General features: G+C 39.6%; 3 protein-coding genes. All 3 read right to left on the minus strand.

Annotated elements, in window-relative coordinates:
- Window positions 1-367: 367 nt before the first annotated feature.
- Entirely contained in the window at window positions 368-1,132 is a 765-nt protein-coding gene (locus tag C5O24_RS12195; protein ID WP_107037035.1) for a metallophosphoesterase, read from the minus strand.
- Entirely contained in the window at window positions 1,129-1,902 is a 774-nt protein-coding gene (locus C5O24_RS12200; RefSeq protein ID WP_107037034.1) for a hypothetical protein, read from the minus strand. Before C5O24_RS12200 ends, C5O24_RS12195 begins: the two co-directional genes overlap by 4 nt.
- On the minus strand, window positions 1,899-2,892 hold a 994-nt coding region (locus tag C5O24_RS12205), incomplete at its 5' end, for a hypothetical protein (RefSeq protein ID WP_205961115.1). The genes C5O24_RS12205 and C5O24_RS12200, both read right to left, overlap by 4 nt.

Raw genomic sequence — 2,892 nt, forward strand, 5'->3', positions numbered from 1 at the left:
CACACATTATCCGGGGTTGACAAGATTGACAAAGGTGACAACCCATTTTTACCCCGAAAATAGCCCATCGCAAGATATTATATATCAGTATATTATCTTGATAAATCTTTTTATGAAAAAGAATATAATAGAGCCAAAATTTGTCAACCCGTGGCTCTGAATTTTATCTGTTCCTCAATTCTGTCAACCTTTGTCAACGTTTGTCAACACGCCTTATTATAGGCAACTCGTTGTTATACACATTATTGTTTGCTGTCAACACTATCAACCCCCGAATGTGTGTTACTTATAAATCGGAAAATCGAGGACCAAGAAAAAAGACCACCTTCTCAGATGGTCTTAATATACTATTGTCTTGTTACTTAACCTATATTTCTGTTACAGCATCTCGTCTGAAAGTATTATGCTCATTCTGGGAAACGTATCCAAGTTGATTGCTCACACATCTTGTAGATCCAATCATCTTATCTATGTTTCTATGGGAATGGCCGTAAATCCAACAGTTGATTCGGCTTTCTGCTATCATACCAGCCAATTCTACTGTGAATGCTCCATTAATGGAACTATCCTTGAACTCTTCAGCCATCAGTGCGAAAGATGGTACATGATGTGTAGCGACAACAATCCTCTCAGCATTACTTTCACTCACCGCCTTTTCAATGAAATTCCGACATACCTCATGCTCTTCATTGAAGCGTTGTGCAGATAATCTAAACTCACCGTTACGGATACGCTTGAAGTCGCTTACGCATCGCTCTGTAAGATATTCCTCGGAGGGAGATATATGCGCCCATAGTGTTGATGCAATAAGGTCGGTTTCCTCATTGAGTGCAATAACGGAATTATAGCAAACGCTGACGTTGTGGCGTATCTCCAATTGCCAACCGTTACGCAACTCATTTATGTCAAAGAATTTATATAATTCATGATTTCCGGGAACTACTATTACCTGATTGAAATCCTCAGATACACGGTTCCAGAATGGATGTGAGATATAGTTGTCATCACCTAAATATCCAATATCTCCGGCAAGCACGAGAATGTCAGCTGATGGAATAAGAGGATGTTCTTTCAACCACCTTGAATTTTCTCCAAATTCGAGATGCAAATCTGAGGCGTATTGTACTCTCATAAGCTGTAGACGGTTCTGATAATCTCAATAAAGTCTGACTGAGGAATGTCCAGGACACCCATATTTTTTGATATGACCTTCGTATTTATGGGATCATTCTCAATGGCAGCAAGAAAAGTCCTTATATCATCTTTGATAGTTTCTGAAGCCTCAAACCTGTCTGCCGGAGTAATCAGGTGAACCATTCGATAGACATCTCGTTTATGCTTGTCAATATCATCGCTCTGAACTTTCTGTCCGGCGTCGCGTCGCTTGATATTGTTAAGATATGCCTTGATTTTTAGTACTATCAGAGCATCGTGGTCAATAGCCTGTACACCGTTCAGTTCAACGGCATGAGATACTGCATAGCTATAATACTCATCATCCATAAGTATAGCGGAAAAACTGGATAGGTACTCAGAAACGGAGATATGCACCAAATGGGCATCCTCCGGAAGTTTCACGGCATCAGGCTTACGGGAGAAGAGTTCTATGTAAACAGGAAAATCCTTATCCTTGGGGTCAATAAAACGATAGAAGCAACGATGTGTCTCTTCTTCTGACTTTACCTGCCAGGCTCTATATCCGCCTGCCTTGATGAACTCCCAGAAGCTATGAAGATACTCCGTAGTCAAGGCTTCACAAACTACAATCATATCTACATCCTTCGTAGCTCTCCCATGAATATTCGATTCCTCTAAATTGAGATTACAGGCTGTACCACCTATAATCACATAGCTACCTTTATAGTTTCCGAGATACTGACGTATCTTGTCTATTCCTTTCATAATGCTTCGTTTATTAGTTTATTTAATTCTTTCCACACTCTTGGGTCATCATCATTCTTATATGACAATGCAAGTGAAAATATATCCATTATACCATCCTTGGATGAAATAGTAGGGTCAGTTTTCCAAACCTCTACTTTTATATCACCCATACTGTCATTCAAATCAAGTTCACCGAGTTGGGGATTACGGGCATATACCGCATAAATATTCTGTGGGGGCGAAGTAAGCATAGAGATTTCAGAGAGTGCAGAATCGGAGGATATAACACCGATTTCAGAAGCTAATGCTGAATTAGTCGAAAAGAGTAGCTTCTCCACTGGACTATCAATCATTGGGAAAGCTTTTTCCCATAACTCTTTATTCGAGAATGGAAAATCAAGCAACTTTTTTCGTCCTTGCAACTTGAATGAAATTAAACCGGCGCGTTCAAGTTCAGCTGCAGCTAATGAAAGGGTCTTTATTGAATATCCCATAATCTTGGCAACATCTGATATACTCAATCCCTGCAATGACTTTGTGCCGAGGTGTAAGGTTATCATCGCGCCTGCAACTGCCGAAAGTTTCTCTATGGTGCTTACATTTACGCCAAGTCCTCGTTCTGACATCAATGCCCCCATTTGTGGAATATATATCTGTTTACCGGGTACCACGAACCCAATCCTACTTTCAATCAGGGATTTTCTCTGATAAGAATTAATGCCATCCAAAATTAAAATAACCGGCATATCGAGACGTTTTTCAAGTGTTGTGGCAATATTTTTATTCATTCTGAAATCATCCTCCGAATGAGGCTTTATCGCCACACCCTTGAAATTATCAATCTCTACGCAGTCATAGTCGGCAGCATTAAAAATTCCGTATGGAATCCTGTTTTTTACATCGTTCAGAGAACTGAATCTGACGTTCCAGCCAAACGACTGCTGTATATATTCTTTTATGTTACCTTTATATTGCATATTTACCTCCTTAAAGTAAATGTACAAAGAT

Source organism: Paramuribaculum intestinale, from assembly GCF_003024925.1.
GTDB classification, from domain to species: Bacteria; Bacteroidota; Bacteroidia; order Bacteroidales; family Muribaculaceae; genus Paramuribaculum; species Paramuribaculum intestinale.

Bases quoted from the DNA above. Each gene is read 5' to 3' on its own strand.
- C5O24_RS12195 (WP_107037035.1), bottom strand. From the start codon at position 1,132: ATGAGAGTACAATACGCCTCAGATTTGCATCTCGAATTTGGAGAAAAT.
- C5O24_RS12200 (WP_107037034.1), bottom strand. From the start codon at position 1,902: ATGAAAGGAATAGACAAGATACGTCAGTATCTCGGAAACTATAAAGGT.